This window comes from Mesorhizobium sp. PUT5, assembly GCF_052216645.1.
Taxonomy (GTDB): domain Bacteria; phylum Pseudomonadota; class Alphaproteobacteria; order Rhizobiales; family Rhizobiaceae; genus Mesorhizobium.
On sequence record NZ_JBQOSO010000003.1, the window covers coordinates 2,735,109 to 2,751,071 of the forward strand.

Here is a 15,963-nt window from a genome sequence, read left to right on the forward strand (position 1 = left end):
GTGCCGCATTTGCGGGTATGCTCTGGCGGCACCCCTGATCGGTGCAAAGGCCGTATGAGGTGCGCCTATCGGCGGCGCAGCTTGACCGGATAGTGAAGCAGGATGCGATAGCCGCCGTGCATCATGCGCAGACCATGGGCGACAAGGCGGCGACTCTGGTTCTTGCGCGGGTCGATTTCCCAATCTTCCTTGGCACCGTGAAAGCCGAGCAGCACTTCCGCGATGGTCCGGTAGCTTTCGCCGCGCAGATGCGCGTCGAGCGCGCGGAGCGAGAGGATATGAAACTGCCGGAGCTGGTCCGGCATCGCACGGAAGGCGTGGCCGGGATTGCGACCGTTGAGCGCCCGCCAGAAACGCCGCGCCGCGTGGGCGCGCAGCTCGAACAGCGCGTCGAGGGGCAAGGTAACGACGAAATCGGCCGCCATGTCGGGCGGCGCTTCGGTCAGCCAGAATTGATGTGTGGTGCCGTCTACCTGCCAGATGCCATGCCAGCCGTCATCGGCATGGCGCAGATCGAGCCCGTCAAGAGCGATCAACGCGACTGGCGCAGCCGCATCGGTGCCGGCTTCCGGCGTCACGGCCAGAAGCAGGGCCTCCGGCTGAAGGCTCGGAAGCCAGAACAGCGATTCACGATCCGGCAGGACGTTTGGGTCGCGTGGGAAATCGCAACCCCCAGCGCTGCGAAAAGATCGCCAAGGACCGTGCGGCCGGTCTCCTGATGCGTCTGATCCGTGCGAAGTCGCGATGATAGTCTTCGTCGCGGCGGAGATAGTCCCAAGCGAAGCCGGCAGCGGGAATGATCTTTGTATGGTCGTAGGCCGCCGGCAAACGCCAATCGATGCTCAGCATGGCGTTACCTCTCGATTCCGGGCGATGCAAAGCATTGCCCGAATAAAGAGGTTGGACGTCATGATCTATTATTTGAAGACAGCGTAAGCCGATATGTTGATCTGGAAACTCAATCAATATTGGTATATTTCTTATTAACATTGTTTGCGTGATTTTGCGATGACGGCTGACGCCCGAAGAATGCTGCCGCAAAGGCAGCGGGGGCCAATGGCCCCGTCAGGCTCAGGCGAATGGGTCGATCTCGTTGATGATGGTGTCGTCGTCGCCGTCATATTCGGCGGAGGGCATCACGCTCTTATCCTGACTCTGCGTTCTGTCTTACCGCTGTGACGTTCGCAGCACAGGATCAACGTCGACGACATCCCTCTTCGCTTGAGGTGAGGCGATGCGATTTTCCCGCCGGGGCGGGCTCGAGCCCGTCCCCGCGGCCGGCCGGTTTATCGGGCAACCGGCCAGGGCACACGCGGTGCGGAGAATCGGACCGCGCGCATATCGGAGGCTGTGATCGGCCCAATGCTGCGGTGGTCTCTCAAATATATAAGGCACTTTGCCGAAGATATTTTGGCCGCGCGAGCTGAAGAAGATGCGCTGAGCGCCCGCTTCGCGGCTCGTTCGCGCCGCCGCCACACGCGGCCCGCAGTCATGCTCGAATCCTGGATCGAAAAGCGTGGCCGCGAAGGACGAGGCATTCCCGTCTGGGAAAAGCCTCTTTCGATCGGAGGGGTGACCGGTAGGCTGTCACGGGATGGCAAGTTCAATGGCAATGTCATCAATCTGAAGTTCGTGACCATGCAGTGCGGACTGCATCTAACGACGGTCTTTAAAGACCCGGCATTGTTGTCGATGATTCACCGTGCTGCTGATGAACTTGGATTCGAGGTCGGCGGGATGGACACGCCGATCTCCCCCGACCCCGACACTGGCCGGCCGTGGCGGGAGCGCTTCGATACCATCAGCCTGGCGCGGGAAGAAAGGCATCTGCAAACGGCCGCCTACATCGTATGTAGCTATCTGACGGGAATGCGCGACGGCGAGGTGCAGTCGCTGCAAGCCGGTTGCCTGAAACGCAGTCTCGGCCGGGATGGGCAACCGGAACGGTTGGCGATAGAGGGCGTGACCTGGAAGGACCGCGGGGCTCGCGGCGACCAGGTCGAATGGATCACCATCGAACCCGCCGTCCAGGCGATCAGGGTTGCCGAACGTCTCTCGGAACGATCCCGGCAAAGCGCAGGAACAGAGCGGCTTTGGCTTGCCCTTGATGACCGCGAGACGAACAATGCCGAAACGCCGATCCTTATCGCCAAGAAGATCAACCGGTTCCGCGAACACCTTGATGAACGATATGGCGCAGACGATAGCCCTGCGATCCCCCGAGTGGGAGAAGACGTCTGGCGCTTCAATACCCGCCAGTTCAGGCGGACGTTGGCTTGGTACATAGCAAACCGGCCCTTCGGGGTCGTCGCCGGCAAGATCCAGTACAAACATGCTTCCGTGGCCATGTTCGACGGCTACGCCGGCTCTTCCACATCCGGCTTCAGGCAGGAGGTCGAGCAGGAGCTGGCTCTCGGGCAACTCGACGACATCATCGACTACTTCGAAAATCAACGACGAGGACGCCGGCCCGGCGATCCGGCCAGCAGACGTATCGGGGCCGAACTGGAGCGGGTCGGTCGCGAACTCGACCCCCTTCCAGGCCAACTGGCCGATCGTAAGCGCCTAAAGGCGATGTTGGCGCATTTGGCGCGCACGCTGCATGTCGGATATCTGAACGATTGCTTCTTCGACCCTTCGACCGCGCTCTGTCTACGGGAAGCCGAAATACCTTCAGCCTCGGCGCCAGTTCTGTCGCGCTGCGCTCCTGACCGGTGCCCCAATGCCTGCCTGGTCGAGCGACATCTTCCACCCTGGGAAGCCTCGATCGCACAGGCGGAGGATCTTCTCGCCGACAAGCGTCTCTCCCCGCTGCAACGTGAGGCCCTACGCTCGGATAACGAGCGAAAACGCAGGCTTATCGCGCCGTTGAAGGAACGCACATCATGAAGCCGGTCAGTACAGCCACGGAGCAGGCGCTTCGTGAGGCGATGGGGCGCCTCCTTGATGGGTGCCCCCGCGTGGCTGATGGCAGGCTTACGGTTGTCAATCTGGCCATCGAGGCAGGTGTCAGTCGCGCGACCGCGAACCGCGCTTCCAAGGTGTTGGAGGCCTTCCGCCATGCAGTTGCCAAGCCCAGAGCCCGGCGCAACGCGACGGATCAGTTGGCTGGGACGGCCCGGGTCGAACGGGAGCGGCGCGCCGCCGAAACCGTGCTTGCCCAGCATCGTCAAGTCCGCGCGCTGTGCCAGCTTATGGAACGGCGGTGTGATAACCGCACCGCCGACGTCATACCGATCATCGACAGGAAACGCAGTTGACGCCGATTGTACTCACCCGGCGCAGCAGGAAAGTTTGGCGATGTCCTTGCCGAACGAAAGTGCTGCGAGCTTCAGCCCCTCGACCGTGGTGAGGTAAGGAAAGATCGTGTCCGCGAGGTCATCGACGCTTAGACCCTGGCGGATCGCCAGAGCTGCGGTCTGAATGCTGTCGGCGCCTTCCGGCGCAAGGATGTGGGCGCCGAGCAAACGACCGCCAGCAGCATCGGCCACGAGCTTGATAAGCCCACGAGTGTCGCGGGCGGCGAGTGCGCGGGGCACCTGGTCGAGACCGATCGTCGAAACGCGGATCTCGTGCCCGGCAGCACGCGCCGCCGCCTCGCTGAGACCTACGCTTGCCACCTGCGGATCGGTGAAGACGATAGCGGGCATGGCGCTGTTGTCGTAGCGTAGGCTGTCGCCATTGAGGGCGTTCTTGGCGGCGAGCTTGGCGCCATAGGCGGCCATGTAGACGAACTGGTCGCGGCCGGTGACGTCGCCGGCGGCATAGACGTCGGCTCGGGTCGTGCGCATGTGTTCATCGACGACGATGCCGCCCTTGGGCGAGACGGCAATGCCGTGCTCGGCGAGCCCGAGACCTTCGATGTTGGGTGTACGCCCCGTGGTGATCAGCACCTGATCGGCGTCGATCTGGACATCCTGACCGTCACGCGTGACGGTCAGTGACGCTCCGCCATCGGTTTTGCAGATCGCGCGGTAAGCGATGCCGGAGATAACGGTGATGCCTTCGTCCTCGAAATACCCCGTGAGCGCCGCGCCGATCTCGGGCTCGGCCTCGGGGAGCAGGCGAGACCGGCAGACCAGGGTCACCTTGACGCCGGCACGAGCGAACATCTGAGCGAGTTCCGCGCCGATGTAGCCGCCGCCGATCACGAGCAGCGAGCGTGGCAGTGCTTCAAGGTCGAGCGCGGTCGTGCTGGTGAGATACGGCACAGTCCCAATGCCAGGAATGGAAGGCACCGCCGGCCGCGCACCGCTGGCAATGATGATCTTGCCGGCGAGAAGGTGTGTGCCGCTCACCGCGACACCGCCGTCAACGAGGCGCGCCGCTCCATCGCGATAAGCAATGCCGTTATAGGCCGGGAGCAGATCGACGTACTTGGCCTGGCGCAGTTCGGAAACGAGGGCATCCTTCTGACGAACGGTTCCGCGCCAGTCCGTCAGTTCGGCCGTCGCCGTGATGCCGGCAAAACGGGCCGCCACGCGAGCGTTGTGAAGCGTCTCAGCGGCACGGATCAGCGTCTTCGACGGCACGCAGCCGACATTAACGCAGGTGCCGCCGATTGTGCCGCTGCCGATGAGCGCTACCTGGGCGCCCTGATCGGCGGCCGTGATCGAGGCCGAGAAGCCGGCCGAGCCAGCGCCGATCACGACGAGATCGTAGGCACCTCCATTGCGGCCATTGGCGCGGAGGGGTCGGTTGACGACCACCGGGCTCTTCGATGCCACATCGAGACCAGCGAGGCTGGGCCCGAACATGGCACGGCCGGCTTCCAGCCCTTCCTCGATCGACAGCCGGAAACCCGGCTCGTCGGCGGAGCGTTCGTCGCGCCAAGCTGAAAGATGCTCGTCCGAGCAGAAAAAGGTAGTGGTCGCGCAGAGCGAGCTCGCGGCGCAGCCGCCTTCATATCGGACGCTTTGCCACATGACGGCCGACTGCGGCTCGACGTCGGTGATTGCCCGCCCTCGGTCCCGCGTGGTGATCCGGATCGGCGCGCAGCAATGGCGGCACTGCGAGGTGATCGCGGTGTCATGATCGGTCATGGCACCGATGCCGAGGGCGTCCACCGCGCACATTGCATTCAGCGTGCGTCCGCCCAGCGTGACCCGATGGCCGGTGTTATGATCGCTGAAGGGATAAGCGCCGACGATCCGCTCGCGATCGAGAACGACGAGGTCGCGCCGGTGGAGCTCGTCGAGCAGTGGCCGGATGGCCATCTCACTTAGTTCTGTATGCTCCGCAAGCGCGCCTATGGCCGGGGCACGCCCGTGGTCGGCGTAGTGTCGGAGCAACGCAACACGCACCCTGTCGGTGACGGGATCGTAACCGCTCCAGCGATTGAGCACGTGCTCGGATCCGACCATCGCCTGCAGAGCGTTCTTGACCACAGGCGACGTGACCACCGACCAATCGGGAAACGTTACGCCCGGTCGAACGGCAAAACTCGCCAGTGTCGCGAGCTGAGAAACGGCCGGTTTGTCTCGGGAGGAGGATGCACAGCAATCGTTCATGGCTTCACGCCTTCCTTGCGAATCTTCGTCTTATCGGCCGTGGCTCTTGCCCGGCGATGATGGAGGCCCCACGCGACGAAGCCGAAGCCCGCGACCATCAGGGGCAGCACCACTGCACCTACACCTGTCAGCCATATGCCAAGACCCGCCAGAGGTAGGCCGACGGCGAGGAGCGACGCCGCGCAGCAGATCGCGGCAAGCACGGCGCCAACGGCACCTGCGCGGATTACGGCGCGATCAGTCATCTAGCTGCCCTGCTGCGTCGGGTGGGCCGGATAACCAGCATTCATGCTGGCGGCTGCAATGGCATCGGTGCTCGTCTTAGCGTCGTCGAAGGTCACGGTCGCGGACTTCGCCTCGAAGGAGACGGTCACCTTTGCGACACCGGGGATTGCCGCCATCGTGGTCTTCACGATGTAGGGGCACGAGGCGCAGGTCATGTTGTCGATCGCAAACGTCACAGTGCGTTCGGCGGCGAAGGCAGCAGGCGCAGTCATCACCGACGCGATCAAAGTGAAAGCGCTCAAACTCTTCTTCATGGGGGCGGATCTCCTCTTGGTCTCAAGTGCGAAGCAGCAGCGGGGCGACGTAGTCGAAGGCGAAAGCCGCGACGACGAGTACGGTCGCGAACCAGAGCGCGATCTGAACGAGGCGGCTGGGGACCGGGCGCGTGCAGGCGGCGCCATCGGCGCAGGCCTGCCTCGGCTTCCAGTAGACAAGGTAGAAGCCGTAGCCGAGCACGCCCGCCGTTCCGGCGACGAACACAGGCTTGTAGGGCGCAAGCGCCGTCAGATTGCCGATCCAGGCGCCGCCGATGCCGAGGCTGAACAGGACGAGCGGAATGATACAGCAGGACGAAGCGGCGATAGCGCCGAGTATGCCGCCGGCGGCGACCAAGCGTTGTCGCCCAGCCTCGCTTCGCTCTGGCGTTGTCAGGTTTGCCGCCGTCGGTGCAACGTCTGCTGGTCCGTGTCGCGATGCATTCATGTTCGACCTCGCGCTTCTTGTCGAAGACCTATCCAAGCGCTAATGTGCGGTCTGTAGCAACTACAGGGTCAAGGGGTATTTTTGGATGCGCGATCACGCTGGCGTGAAAGGCCTCAAGCGCGCCGAACTCGCACAGCGCACGGGGTGCAATCTGGAGACGGTCCGCTATTACGAGAAGGTCGGCCTCCTGCCGGAGCCGCCGCGCACGGCGAGCGGCTATCGCAGCTACGATAGCACCCACGAACGACGGCTTCGCTTCGTCTTGCGGGCGCGTGAGCTCGGCTTCTCCCTCGATGAAGTCCGTGAACTGCTGCGCCTCGTCGACGAGCGCGACCAGCCCTGCGCCGAGGCAAGCGCCGTTGCCGCCGCGCATCTCAACGATGTGCGTGAAAAGATCGCCGACCTGAAACGCATGGAGCGAGTGCTGAAGGACGTGGTGGCCCAATGCGCTGACGGCAATCGACGGGAATGTCCGCTGATCGAGACGCTGTTCCGAGAGCCGGCGAGCTCAGCGAAATGCCTGTGAGACAGCTTGACTGTTCAGATAAACGCCGATCGTGCCGTCACCGGCGCGGAAGATGACGATGGAAACCATCAGGGTGGCGGCAAGGCTGAAGGCGAAGGCGTGGGCATCTGCGAAGGACATTTTCCGGCTCCTGTCTTGGTGGCGGAGACCATTCCCCGCTCGACAGGCGCCCGAAGTGTTTTGGTCATGGCCGCGATCACCGTGCAGGCGAAGCCGGAGCGGCCGCACGCTCGCGTAGCGGACCCTTTATGGGTTGATCGTGGAAGGCCGTGATTGAAACCAAGGTAGCGACTCAAAGAGCGGGGTGGTTGCCTGCTCGCCGGAGCTGGAAATGTCTCGTGGATGCCTGCCGGAGATGCCGATGCCTCCTGATGAGATCCCTCTTCATCGTGTCGGAGCGGATGCCGGTGGATGCCCGCTGCGGACATGACCGCCACCTTGGCTACGTCCCGGCGTCCTGAGACTGATGGGCGACCATGGCCGCCGGCTTTAGGGATGCGTGCGAACTTGGAGTGCCCGCGATTCCCGCGAACATGAAAGAAGCCCGGCGGCTTGCGCCGCCGGGCTCTCTGGCTCCCGCTCAGAACGGGATGTCATCGTCGTCGATGAACTTGCCGTCTTGGCTCTCTGTCTGCTTGGCCCGGCTGAGGAAATCAACCGTCTCGGCGATGATCTCGCAGCCGTAGCGGTCGTTGCCCTGCTGGTCGGTCCATTTGGTGTAGTGGATGCGGCCGCGGACCAGAACCTTCATGCCCTTCTCGCAATACTGCTGGATCGTCTTGCCGAGGCCGTTGAAGGCGGTGATGCGGTGCCATTCGGTATCCTGAACCCGATAGCCGTTCTCGTCCCGGACAACCTTGCCGTCCGAATAGCGGGGTCGCGAGGTGGCCAGCGTGAAGTGGGTGATGCTGGTGCCGCCCTGGGTGGTGCGGGTTTCGGGGTCCTGGCCGATGTTGCCGGCGAGAATGACGATGTTCTGCATTTGATGTCTCCGTTGCTTCTGTCCGAGGGACCGTCCCTCCGATGAGACCCGGCCAAGTCCCGTCGGGAGACGCCCGCATCGACGCTTCAGCGGCGGCTTGACCCCCACGGCCCGGAGTGGTGCGGGCAGGCGCTTCGCGCCAACTCGGTCCGGAGCCACGGGGGTTGCTGGCGGAAACCGAACGGGCTTAGGGGATCAGTCAGTCGGAGGGATATGTCCTTCGGCGGAGCCAATCGTGGCGATCAGCGGAACCTTCGTCCTTGCCGGCACACACCATCGAGACAGGGCACCGGAACTGCGCCGCCTGCGGCAACGGGATTTGCTTCACCCTTGCGCGGCCTGCGCTTCGCCTTCATGGATGGCAGGGTTGTCCAAGGCGGCTGAAGCTGTCAGGGAGAAGGTGAAAGGTGCCGCATTGCCTTCGATCGCCGGCTGCTGACGCCGGCATGCGAGAAGGAGCGTGGTTCCCGCCCTCCGGCCATCACGGCGCAAGGGAACCCGCCAGCAGGGCAATGATCCTGTCTGCGGCCGAAGGTCGTCCGCGACGGGCGATCTTCCCCTTCCTGGCCAAGCAGACCGCGAGTGACGAACGCTATTGATCTGGCGCTGCGATCTCCGCTTCCGAACGGGAGCCGGGATGCCCGCGCGTGTTTGCCGCCGTCGCGAACATTCAGGGAAGCGGCTACGCGGGGGCTATTGAGGTCAGCGCGAGAGAACTTCCGTCCCTAGAGCGTTGAGATTGAGCATGGCGGCAATGCCGATGAACAGGCCGCCTGCGCCACCGAGCAAATTGAGGGCAATGGTCGAGTCAATGGCATTTTTCGTGACGCCGTAAACGAGCGCATATCCAGCGATGGCGGCTGGCACGGCGAAGATGGCGAGCGCGATGAACCGCAAAGCCGGGTTCTTCGCAAAGCCGAGCACGGCAATGACGAGTCCGACCGAAAACAGGGCCGCTCCGATGGCGGCGAAACCCGACATCAGGAACCCGGCACCGGCTCCATGGGCAAATTGGAACGCCGTCAGGCCGACCATGAAGGGCAAGGCATATATGGCGAAGTTATAGGCGATCACGCAGAGCGCGATTGAAAAAGAAATGGCAAGCAGGATGAGCGTCATGGAAGCCTCCGCATGAACGGTTGAGGATCGCGACAGGCTGCCGGGAGATACGCTCCGCCTGCGACTGTGCTTCTAAGCCGGTTTTGCAAGGTTGTTTTATTTGAGCCGAATGCGGCTCTCCGTCAAGTAGTGGCGGCTGAACCAGCCGCCGGGCGGCGGCGCATTAAGCGCCGCCGTCGAACTTCATCACCGGGATGCCGAGCTTGCGGGCCTTGTCCGCAAGGTTCTCCTGGATGCCGGTGCCGGGAAAGACGATGACGCCGACCGGCAGGACATCGAGCATGGCGTCGTTGCGCTTGAAGGGCGCGGCCTTGGCGTGCCTGGTCCAGTCGGGTTTGAAAGCGACTTGCGGAACCTTGCGATTGTCGGCCCATTTTGCCGCGATCAACTCGGCGCCCTTGGGCGACCCGCCGTGCAGCAACACCATGTCGGGGTGCTTGGCGCGGACCTGATCAAGCCTGGTCCAGATCAGGCGATGGTCGTTGAAGTCGAGACCGCCGGTGAAGGCGACCTTGGGACCAGCGGGCAGCATCACCTCGTTCTCCGCCCGACGCTTGGCCGCGATGAAGTCCCGGCTGTCGATCATCGCCGAGGTCAGATTGCGATGGTTGACCATCGAGCCGGAGCGCGGCCGCCAGGCCGATCCGGTGTGGCGTTCGAACTGCTCGGCGGCGACATCTCGGAAGAGTTCCATGCTGTTGCGCCGCTCGAGGAAGGTCTGCCCCTCTGCCGTCAGGCGCTCCAGCTCGACCGACTTGACCTCGGAGCCATCCTGCTCCTGCTGCCCGCGACGCTGGGCCTGCTCGTTATCGTCCAGATCGCGTTCGATTCGGGCGGTGGCGCGGTGGAAGAGATTGACGGTCGACCAGAGCAGTTCGTCGAGGTCGGGTTCGAGACGGGTGTCACTGAGCGTTGCGATCAGGGCGTCGAAGATGTCGGCGACGGCGCCAGCGACGGCATTGCCTTCGGGAAGCGGCCTTGGGTCGGGTTCATCCTCGAACGGACGGTAGCCGTAGAGCTGGAGTTCGGTGAGGAGGTGATCGGTGGGGGATGAGGTGTGCGGCGGCTCGAAAGCTGCATCGTCGTATTCGGTCATCATGGTGTTCGCCCTTGTCGGATCGACCGCGCCCATCGCGGCCTTCGCAGGCGACGAAAGCTGTCGGGCGGCCCGGACCTGCACCCGCAGCGAAGCGGAGGGCCAAGCCTCAAGCGCTGGATGGCGAAGACCGGCTATTTTGCCTCGCGATGCAAAGCGCCCAAAGGGCGCGGCGGAAAATAGCCGGGCGCAGCCATTGCCGGTCGGGGCCGTTTGACGGCTCGATCGCCCTCTCAGAAGGCCGTGGGCGGCGGCCTCTCCGACACGGCAGGGAAACACCTTGACCGGATACGGCAGGTTTCGGGCTGCCGTGCTCATCCCCCGCTTGACCGATTCCGCCTCACATTGCGAAAAACCGGCTAACGTCTTCGGGAACGATCTGAACCCGCAAGGCCGCCCGGAGTGCATCCATGCCGAACTGCCGGAGATCCTCGTTGAAGTCCCCGAGCAGCGGCGACAGCACGACCGCCTCGATTCCGACGCCTCTGGCCCGTGCGACCAGGCTGTCTCGCGCGCCATCCCCGGCCGGATCGGAATCGCGGACGACATAGAGCCGTCGCAGCGACGCAGGGAACAGGATGGCTGCAAGGTGAGCCGCCGAGAGCGCCGCCATCATCGGCATATGGGGAAGACCCGAGCGGGCCGACAGCACGGTCTCGATCCCTTCGCCGGCCGCCAGAACATCATTCGCCACACCGAAGCGGACGCCGTGCCCCAGGAGATGGCCCATCGCCCGCCTCGGCGTGTCGACAGGGGCTTTGCCGCTGCCATTGGGCAGAAGCCAGGTGCGATGTGCGCCGGTCTGGACGCCGCCAAGGTCGGTGACGGCTGCGATCATCGCGGGCCAGGTCTTGGTCGGCCCATGCCCCTCGGGACGATAGTAGCAGCGCGGGTGGAACCGCAGGCTTCCGGTTTCGTGCAAAGCCGTAATCGCACGTTTGCGCAAGTGCGCTTCCACGATGGTCCGGCCAATCGGTCGCGCCATGGCGAACAGACGCCGCGCCGCTTCCGGTGATCCGGCTGGTGCTTTTCCCGGCCGGGATCGGGGAATCGGATCAGGTTCCGGCCTCGGCAGGCTGAGGAAGGATCGGGCTTCATCGGCAACGTCCTTGAAGACGATGAGGCCGCAACTCTCGCGGATCACGTCGAGCAGATCGCCATATTCGGCCGTTGCGGCATCGGTCCAGTGCCCGGCTGCGCCGGGACCGGAATCCGGCCCGCTGAGCCGGACGAACATCGACCGGCCGGGCGTATTGCGCACGTCGCCCACCGTCCAGTAGCGGCCCTGGCGCCGCCCGTTGGACAGGTAGTGGCGGCATACCGCCTCGGCCTCCCGGCCGAGACGGTGCGCGAGTTCGGAGGCGTCACGGCGAGCCATTTATGCCGCCTCCCGGTCGCCGATGCGCTGGACGGGATAGCGCTCCAGCACCTTGGCGAGGATGGCCGGGCCGCTGGTGTCGATCGGCACGAACATCCGCAGTTTCCACGAGATGATTTCGTGGAAGAGGCCATAGGCCCGCAGGCGGTCGCGCATGACATCGGTGAAGCCGGACAGCTCGATCCGGTTCGCGCCCATGACGCGGCTGCGCCGAAGCTGAAGCCCTTCGCTGAGGTCGAGGATGGTCTTGCCGTCCGTGAGCGCCATGAAGGCGTCGTCCGGCGTGAGCGTGGACGTGCCGGTGGCCATCGCACCCGCGACCCAGGCGGGCGAGACGCGGCGGCCGACGATGCGCTCGCCTTCGTCGGTCTGGAGCCGATAAACCCGTGTCGAGTCATTCGGCAGGCGTTTCCAGATCGGCAGCAACAAACCGCTGACGACATGGATGATACTGTCTGCGAACTCCGGCACCTCGGCGACCTCGGCGTTCCAGGTCGATGCAAACGCGGCCTCGTCCGTCTCGATCCAATGGGTTTCGCCCATCATCTTGATGGGAACATTATGCGCCTCCATTGGCCGGATCAGGCGGATGCGCCGTTCGATCTCGCCATCGTCCAGCATGACGCTGGCGGTCGGAATCTGGACGGCTGCGCGGCCAGAGCGTTCATTGATGAGCAGCCTGGCCCGAGGATCGGCAAGCTGGTCGAGGGCCTCGGCGAGCGTCACCGGGCGGTTGCGCTGGCGCTGCGTGATGGTGAGCAGCCGGGCCTCGGCCCCGGTGGCGGGATGGACATGGATGGTCTGCCGGTCGGTGACGGTGAAGCTTTCCGCCCGCAGCGTTTCCAGCCCGACATCATAGCCGCCGGATGCGATAGCGCCCTCGATCCTGGCGTTCAGCAATTGCTCGAAGGCCGTGAACAGCACGCCCTGCATGTCGATGGTGAGCGCCAGCAGCCGGTTCAGGAAGGTGGTGATCGGCGGCAAGTCGTCCTTGATGCCGTTGGCGTCCATCAGCTTGAGGCCGGTCGCCTCCTCGAATATCTGGAGCGGGCAGCCCTCCACCTTGCCGCGCACGATCAGCATGTAGAGCTGGCGCAGTGCGTCGCGGGCATAGTGCGATTCCAGATTGTCCTCGGGCCGAAACAGGCCTTGACCGCCGGTCTGGCGCTGGCCGCGCGTGATCGCGCCCAGCGTGTCGAGACGGCGGGCGATGGTCGAGAGGAAGCGCTTTTCGGCCTTCACATCGGTCGAGATCGGTCGGAACAATGGCGGCTGCGCCTGATTGGTCCGGTTGGTGCGGCCAAGTCCTTGAATGGCGGCGTCGGCCTTCCAGCCTGGCTCCAGCAGGTAATGGATGCGCAGACGCTGGTTCCTGGCGTTGAGGTCGGCATGATAGGAACGCCCGGTTCCGCCCGCGTCCGAGAAGATCAGGATGCGCTTCCGATCGTCCATGAAAGCGGCGGTTTCCGTGAGATTGGCCGATCCGGCGCGGTTCTCCACGGCGAGACGGTCAACGCCGCCGGGGCTGGTTCTGCGCACGATGCGCCGCGAACGGCCCGTCACCTCGGCCACCACATCCGTTCCGAAACGCTGGACGATCTGGTCGAGCGCGCCCGGAACGGGAGGGAGCGAGGCGAGTTTCTCAATCAGCCGGTCGCGGCGGGCGACGGCCTCGCGGCTTTCGACCGGCTGGCCGTCACGATAGACGGGGCGCGACGATAGATTGCCCTCGTCGTCGGTGAATGGCTCGTAGAGCTGCACCGGGAAGGAATGGGCGAGGTAGTCCAGGACATATTCCCTGGGCGTTATGTCAACGCGGACGTCGTTCCATTCCTCGGCGGGAAGCTCGGCCAGCCTGCGTTCCATCAGGGCTTCGCCCGTGGAGACGATCTGGATCACGGCGGCATGGCCGTCTTCGAGATCGCGCTCGACCGACCGGATCAGCGTCGGCGTCTTCATGCTGGTGAGCAGATGGCCGAAGAAACGCTGCTTGGCCGACTCGAAGGCGGAACGCGCGGCGGACTTGGCCTGCCGGTTCAGCGTGCCGGAGCCGCTGTCGCCGCCGGTGATGTTGGCGGCCTGCATCGCGGCGTCGAGATTGTTATGGATGACGGCGAAGGCCCCGGCATAGGCGTCGTAGATGCGGGTCTGTTCGGGGGTAAGCTGGTGCTCGACCAGATCATATTCCACGCCATCATAGCTGAGCGAACGGGCGGTATAGAGACCGAGCGCGCGCAGATCGCGGGCCAGAACCTCCATGGCCGCGACGCCCCCGGCCTCGATGGCCTCGACAAACTCGGCACGGGTCGAGAACGGGAAGTCCTCACCGCCCCACAGGCCGAGCCGCTGCGCATAGGCCAGGTTGTGAACCGTGGTCGCGCCGGTCGCCGAGACATAGACGATGCGGGCATTCGGCAGGGCGTGCTGGAGGCGAAGCCCCGCGCGCCCCTGTTGCGAGGCGGAGACATCGCCGCGTTCGCCCTTGCCGCCCGCCGCGTTCTGCATGGCGTGGCTCTCGTCGAAAATAATCACGCCATCGAAGTCGGAACCCAGCCAATCGACGATCTGGCGGACGCGGGACGCCTTCTCGCCGCGTTCGTCGGAGCGCAGCGTGGCATAGGTAGTGAACAGGACGCCTTCGGGCAGCCGAATGTCCTTGCCCTGCGGGAAACGCGACAGTGGCGTGACCAGCAGGCGTTCCATGCCAAGGGCCGACCAGTCGCGCTGCGCGTCTTCGAGCAGCTTGTCGGATTTGGAAATCCAGATGGCCTTGCGCCGGCCCTGCATCCAGTTGTCGAGGATAATCCCGGCCGACTGGCGGCCCTTGCCCGCGCCGGTGCCGTCGCCGAGCATGAAGCCGCGACGAAAACGGACGGCGTTCGGCGCATCTTCGGGCGCTGCCGAGACGACATCGAAAGTCTCGTCCAGCGTCCACGAACCGGCGAGGAAGTCCGAATGGGCCTCGCCGGCATAGATGACGGTCTCAAGCTGTGCGTCGGACAACAGGCCATCGGTGACGATACTGGCGGGAAAACGCGGCTGGTAGCTCGGCCTGGGCGGCGCGACGCTGGACATGGCCGCCGACTGCACCAGCCTGGTCGGATGGGACGCAGCGCCGGGAATACGGATCGCCTGCAATCCGTATTCTTCATAGATGGCGTCGGTGATGCGGCCGTCTTCGGCAGGCGTCCAGTCCACGGTGTCATAGGCGAGTTCGACGCCCTCGGGCTCGGCGACGGTGCGGACGGGAGAGGATGCGGCGGCGCGGGCGAGATAACCGCGAACGGTGCGCGGAGCTGCGGGTGCGGCAACGGGAACGGCGACCGAGGCATCGACCGGCAAGCGCGCCGGGAGTTGCGCGCCGACCCAGCCGATCAGGGTGGCGACATCGGGCGCGATCCCTGGCGAGGCCACAAACGCGGCTGGATCGTCGGCGGGCAGCTTGTCGATGACGGTCAGGCGGGTGGGAAATGTCGTGCCATGCTTGGCATAGACCGAGCCGTCGATGGACGCGGTGAACACCACGCGGCCATGTTCCTGAAGCCGGATGAAGGCGTCGCGCCACGCGGGCGTATCGGGAGCGAAGTTCGATCCGGTGATGGTCACGAGGCGCCCGCCGTCAGCCAGACGCGCCAGGGCCGAGGCGACATGGCGCCAGGCGGCGTCCGCCATGCGGCCGGAGACGCTCGCCATCGCCGAGAACGGCGGATTCATCAGCACGACGCTCGGCACGATGCCGGGATCGAGATGATCGTGGACCTGCGCCGCGTCGAAGCGGGTGGCGGGATTGGCCGGGAAGAGATGAGACAAAAGATCGGCGCGGGTTTCCGCCAGTTCGTTCAGCACGAGCGATCCGCCGGCGATCTCGGCCAGGATGGCGAGCAGGCCCGTCCCGGCAGAGGGTTCCAGAACCCGGTCGGCTGGCGTGATGGCGGCGGCGGTCGCGGCGATCAGGCCGAGCGGGATCGGCGTCGAGAACTGCTGGAGGGTCTGGCTCTCTTCGGAGCGGCGCGTGTGGGTGGGCAGAAGCCCGGCGATCTTCGTCAGAAGCGGCAGGCTGGCGGCCGGAGACCCGGCTTTGCGGAAAAGCGCCTTTCCGTATTTGCGCAGGAACAGCACGGTCGCCGCCTCGCAGGCTTCATACGCGGTCTTCCAGTCCCAGGCGCCGATGGCGTCGGACGCGCCGAAGGCGGTTTCCATCGCACCGCGCAGGCTCGCGGCATCGACGCGCTGGCCGCGTTCGAGATGGGGAAGAAGGAGAAGTGCCGCCTTATGGACGGCGAAGGCCGTGTCGATGGCAGGCGTGATCGGTGCAGCCGGATGGGTCGCGGCGGCGGAAGCATATGTCATGGGAGGGAACCTCGG

The 15,963-nt window shown here is 64.6% G+C and carries 15 protein-coding genes; 3 read left to right on the forward strand and 12 right to left on the reverse strand.

All coding sequences use genetic code 11. From position 1 onward, the window contains the following. Nucleotides 1–65 precede the first annotated feature (65 nt). Together ACTDI4_RS14890 and ACTDI4_RS14895 are read right to left on the reverse strand one after the other, a co-directional pair. On the reverse strand, nt 66–512 hold the full coding sequence (locus ACTDI4_RS14890; protein ID WP_442843361.1) for a DUF2285 domain-containing protein: 447 nt from the start codon (nt 510–512) through the stop codon (nt 66–68). A 115-nt stretch (nt 513–627) separates the two neighbouring features. Further along, nucleotides 628–990 (reverse strand): transcriptional regulator domain-containing protein, encoded by a 363-nt coding sequence (locus ACTDI4_RS14895; protein ID WP_442843362.1) that lies wholly within the window; start codon nt 988–990, stop codon nt 628–630. A gap of 372 nt (nt 991–1,362) precedes the next feature. Here ACTDI4_RS14895 and ACTDI4_RS14900 point away from each other — a divergent pair, with 372 nt between their 5' ends. Continuing rightward, nucleotides 1,363–2,889 (forward strand): hypothetical protein, encoded by a 1,527-nt coding sequence (locus tag ACTDI4_RS14900; protein ID WP_442841888.1) that lies wholly within the window; start codon nt 1,363–1,365, stop codon nt 2,887–2,889. Then, a complete protein-coding gene (locus tag ACTDI4_RS14905) occupies nt 2,886–3,260 on the forward strand; it encodes a hypothetical protein (protein WP_442841889.1) in 375 nt (124 codons plus the stop codon). The genes ACTDI4_RS14900 and ACTDI4_RS14905 overlap by 4 nt, the downstream gene beginning before the upstream one ends. A gap of 12 nt (nt 3,261–3,272) precedes the next feature. Here the strand turns inward: ACTDI4_RS14905 and merBA are convergent, their stop codons facing one another. From merBA to ACTDI4_RS14925, 4 genes are read right to left on the reverse strand one after another with little or no spacing between them, the layout of a single operon-like run. Next, nucleotides 3,273–5,510: a bifunctional organomercurial lyase/mercury(II) reductase MerBA gene (merBA, locus tag ACTDI4_RS14910; RefSeq protein WP_442841890.1), complete on the reverse strand. Its 2,238-nt coding sequence runs from the start codon at nt 5,508–5,510 to the stop codon at nt 3,273–3,275. Next, complete coding sequence (locus ACTDI4_RS14915) at nt 5,507–5,755, reverse strand: mercury transport protein (protein WP_442841891.1); 249 nt, start codon at nt 5,753–5,755, stop codon at nt 5,507–5,509. Before ACTDI4_RS14915 ends, merBA begins: the two co-directional genes overlap by 4 nt. Continuing rightward, nucleotides 5,756–6,049: a heavy-metal-associated domain-containing protein gene (locus tag ACTDI4_RS14920; protein WP_442841892.1), complete on the reverse strand. Its 294-nt coding sequence runs from the start codon at nt 6,047–6,049 to the stop codon at nt 5,756–5,758. 22 nt (nt 6,050–6,071) lie between these two features. Next, complete coding sequence (locus ACTDI4_RS14925; protein ID WP_442841893.1) at nt 6,072–6,407, reverse strand: mercuric transporter MerT family protein; 336 nt, start codon at nt 6,405–6,407, stop codon at nt 6,072–6,074. A gap of 175 nt (nt 6,408–6,582) precedes the next feature. On the opposite strand from ACTDI4_RS14925, the gene ACTDI4_RS14930 reads away from it, so the two are divergent. Beyond that, entirely contained in the window at nt 6,583–7,023 is a 441-nt protein-coding gene (locus tag ACTDI4_RS14930; protein WP_442841894.1) for a MerR family transcriptional regulator, read from the forward strand. On the opposite strand, the gene ACTDI4_RS14935 is transcribed toward ACTDI4_RS14930, so the two are convergent. From ACTDI4_RS14935 to ACTDI4_RS14960, 6 genes are all read right to left on the reverse strand, one after another. Beyond that, nucleotides 7,006–7,143, reverse strand: coding sequence for a hypothetical protein (locus ACTDI4_RS14935; RefSeq protein ID WP_442841895.1), 138 nt, complete (start codon nt 7,141–7,143; stop codon nt 7,006–7,008). The two genes, ACTDI4_RS14930 and ACTDI4_RS14935, sit on opposite strands and share 18 nt — an antisense overlap. A gap of 460 nt (nt 7,144–7,603) precedes the next feature. Beyond that, entirely contained in the window at nt 7,604–8,005 is a 402-nt protein-coding gene (locus tag ACTDI4_RS14940) for a single-stranded DNA-binding protein (RefSeq protein ID WP_442841896.1), read from the reverse strand. A gap of 702 nt (nt 8,006–8,707) precedes the next feature. Then, nucleotides 8,708–9,124: a hypothetical protein gene (locus ACTDI4_RS14945; protein WP_442841897.1), complete on the reverse strand. Its 417-nt coding sequence runs from the start codon at nt 9,122–9,124 to the stop codon at nt 8,708–8,710. Nucleotides 9,125–9,287: 163 nt separating this feature from the next. Continuing rightward, entirely contained in the window at nt 9,288–10,223 is a 936-nt protein-coding gene (locus ACTDI4_RS14950) for a DUF2493 domain-containing protein (RefSeq protein ID WP_442843363.1), read from the reverse strand. Between the two features lie 337 nt (nt 10,224–10,560). Continuing rightward, nucleotides 10,561–11,598, reverse strand: coding sequence for a DUF7146 domain-containing protein (locus ACTDI4_RS14955; protein ID WP_442841898.1), 1,038 nt, complete (start codon nt 11,596–11,598; stop codon nt 10,561–10,563). Further along, nucleotides 11,599–15,948, reverse strand: coding sequence for a strawberry notch-like NTP hydrolase domain-containing protein (locus tag ACTDI4_RS14960; RefSeq protein WP_442841899.1), 4,350 nt, complete (start codon nt 15,946–15,948; stop codon nt 11,599–11,601). Between the last annotated feature and the right edge of the window lie 15 nt (nt 15,949–15,963).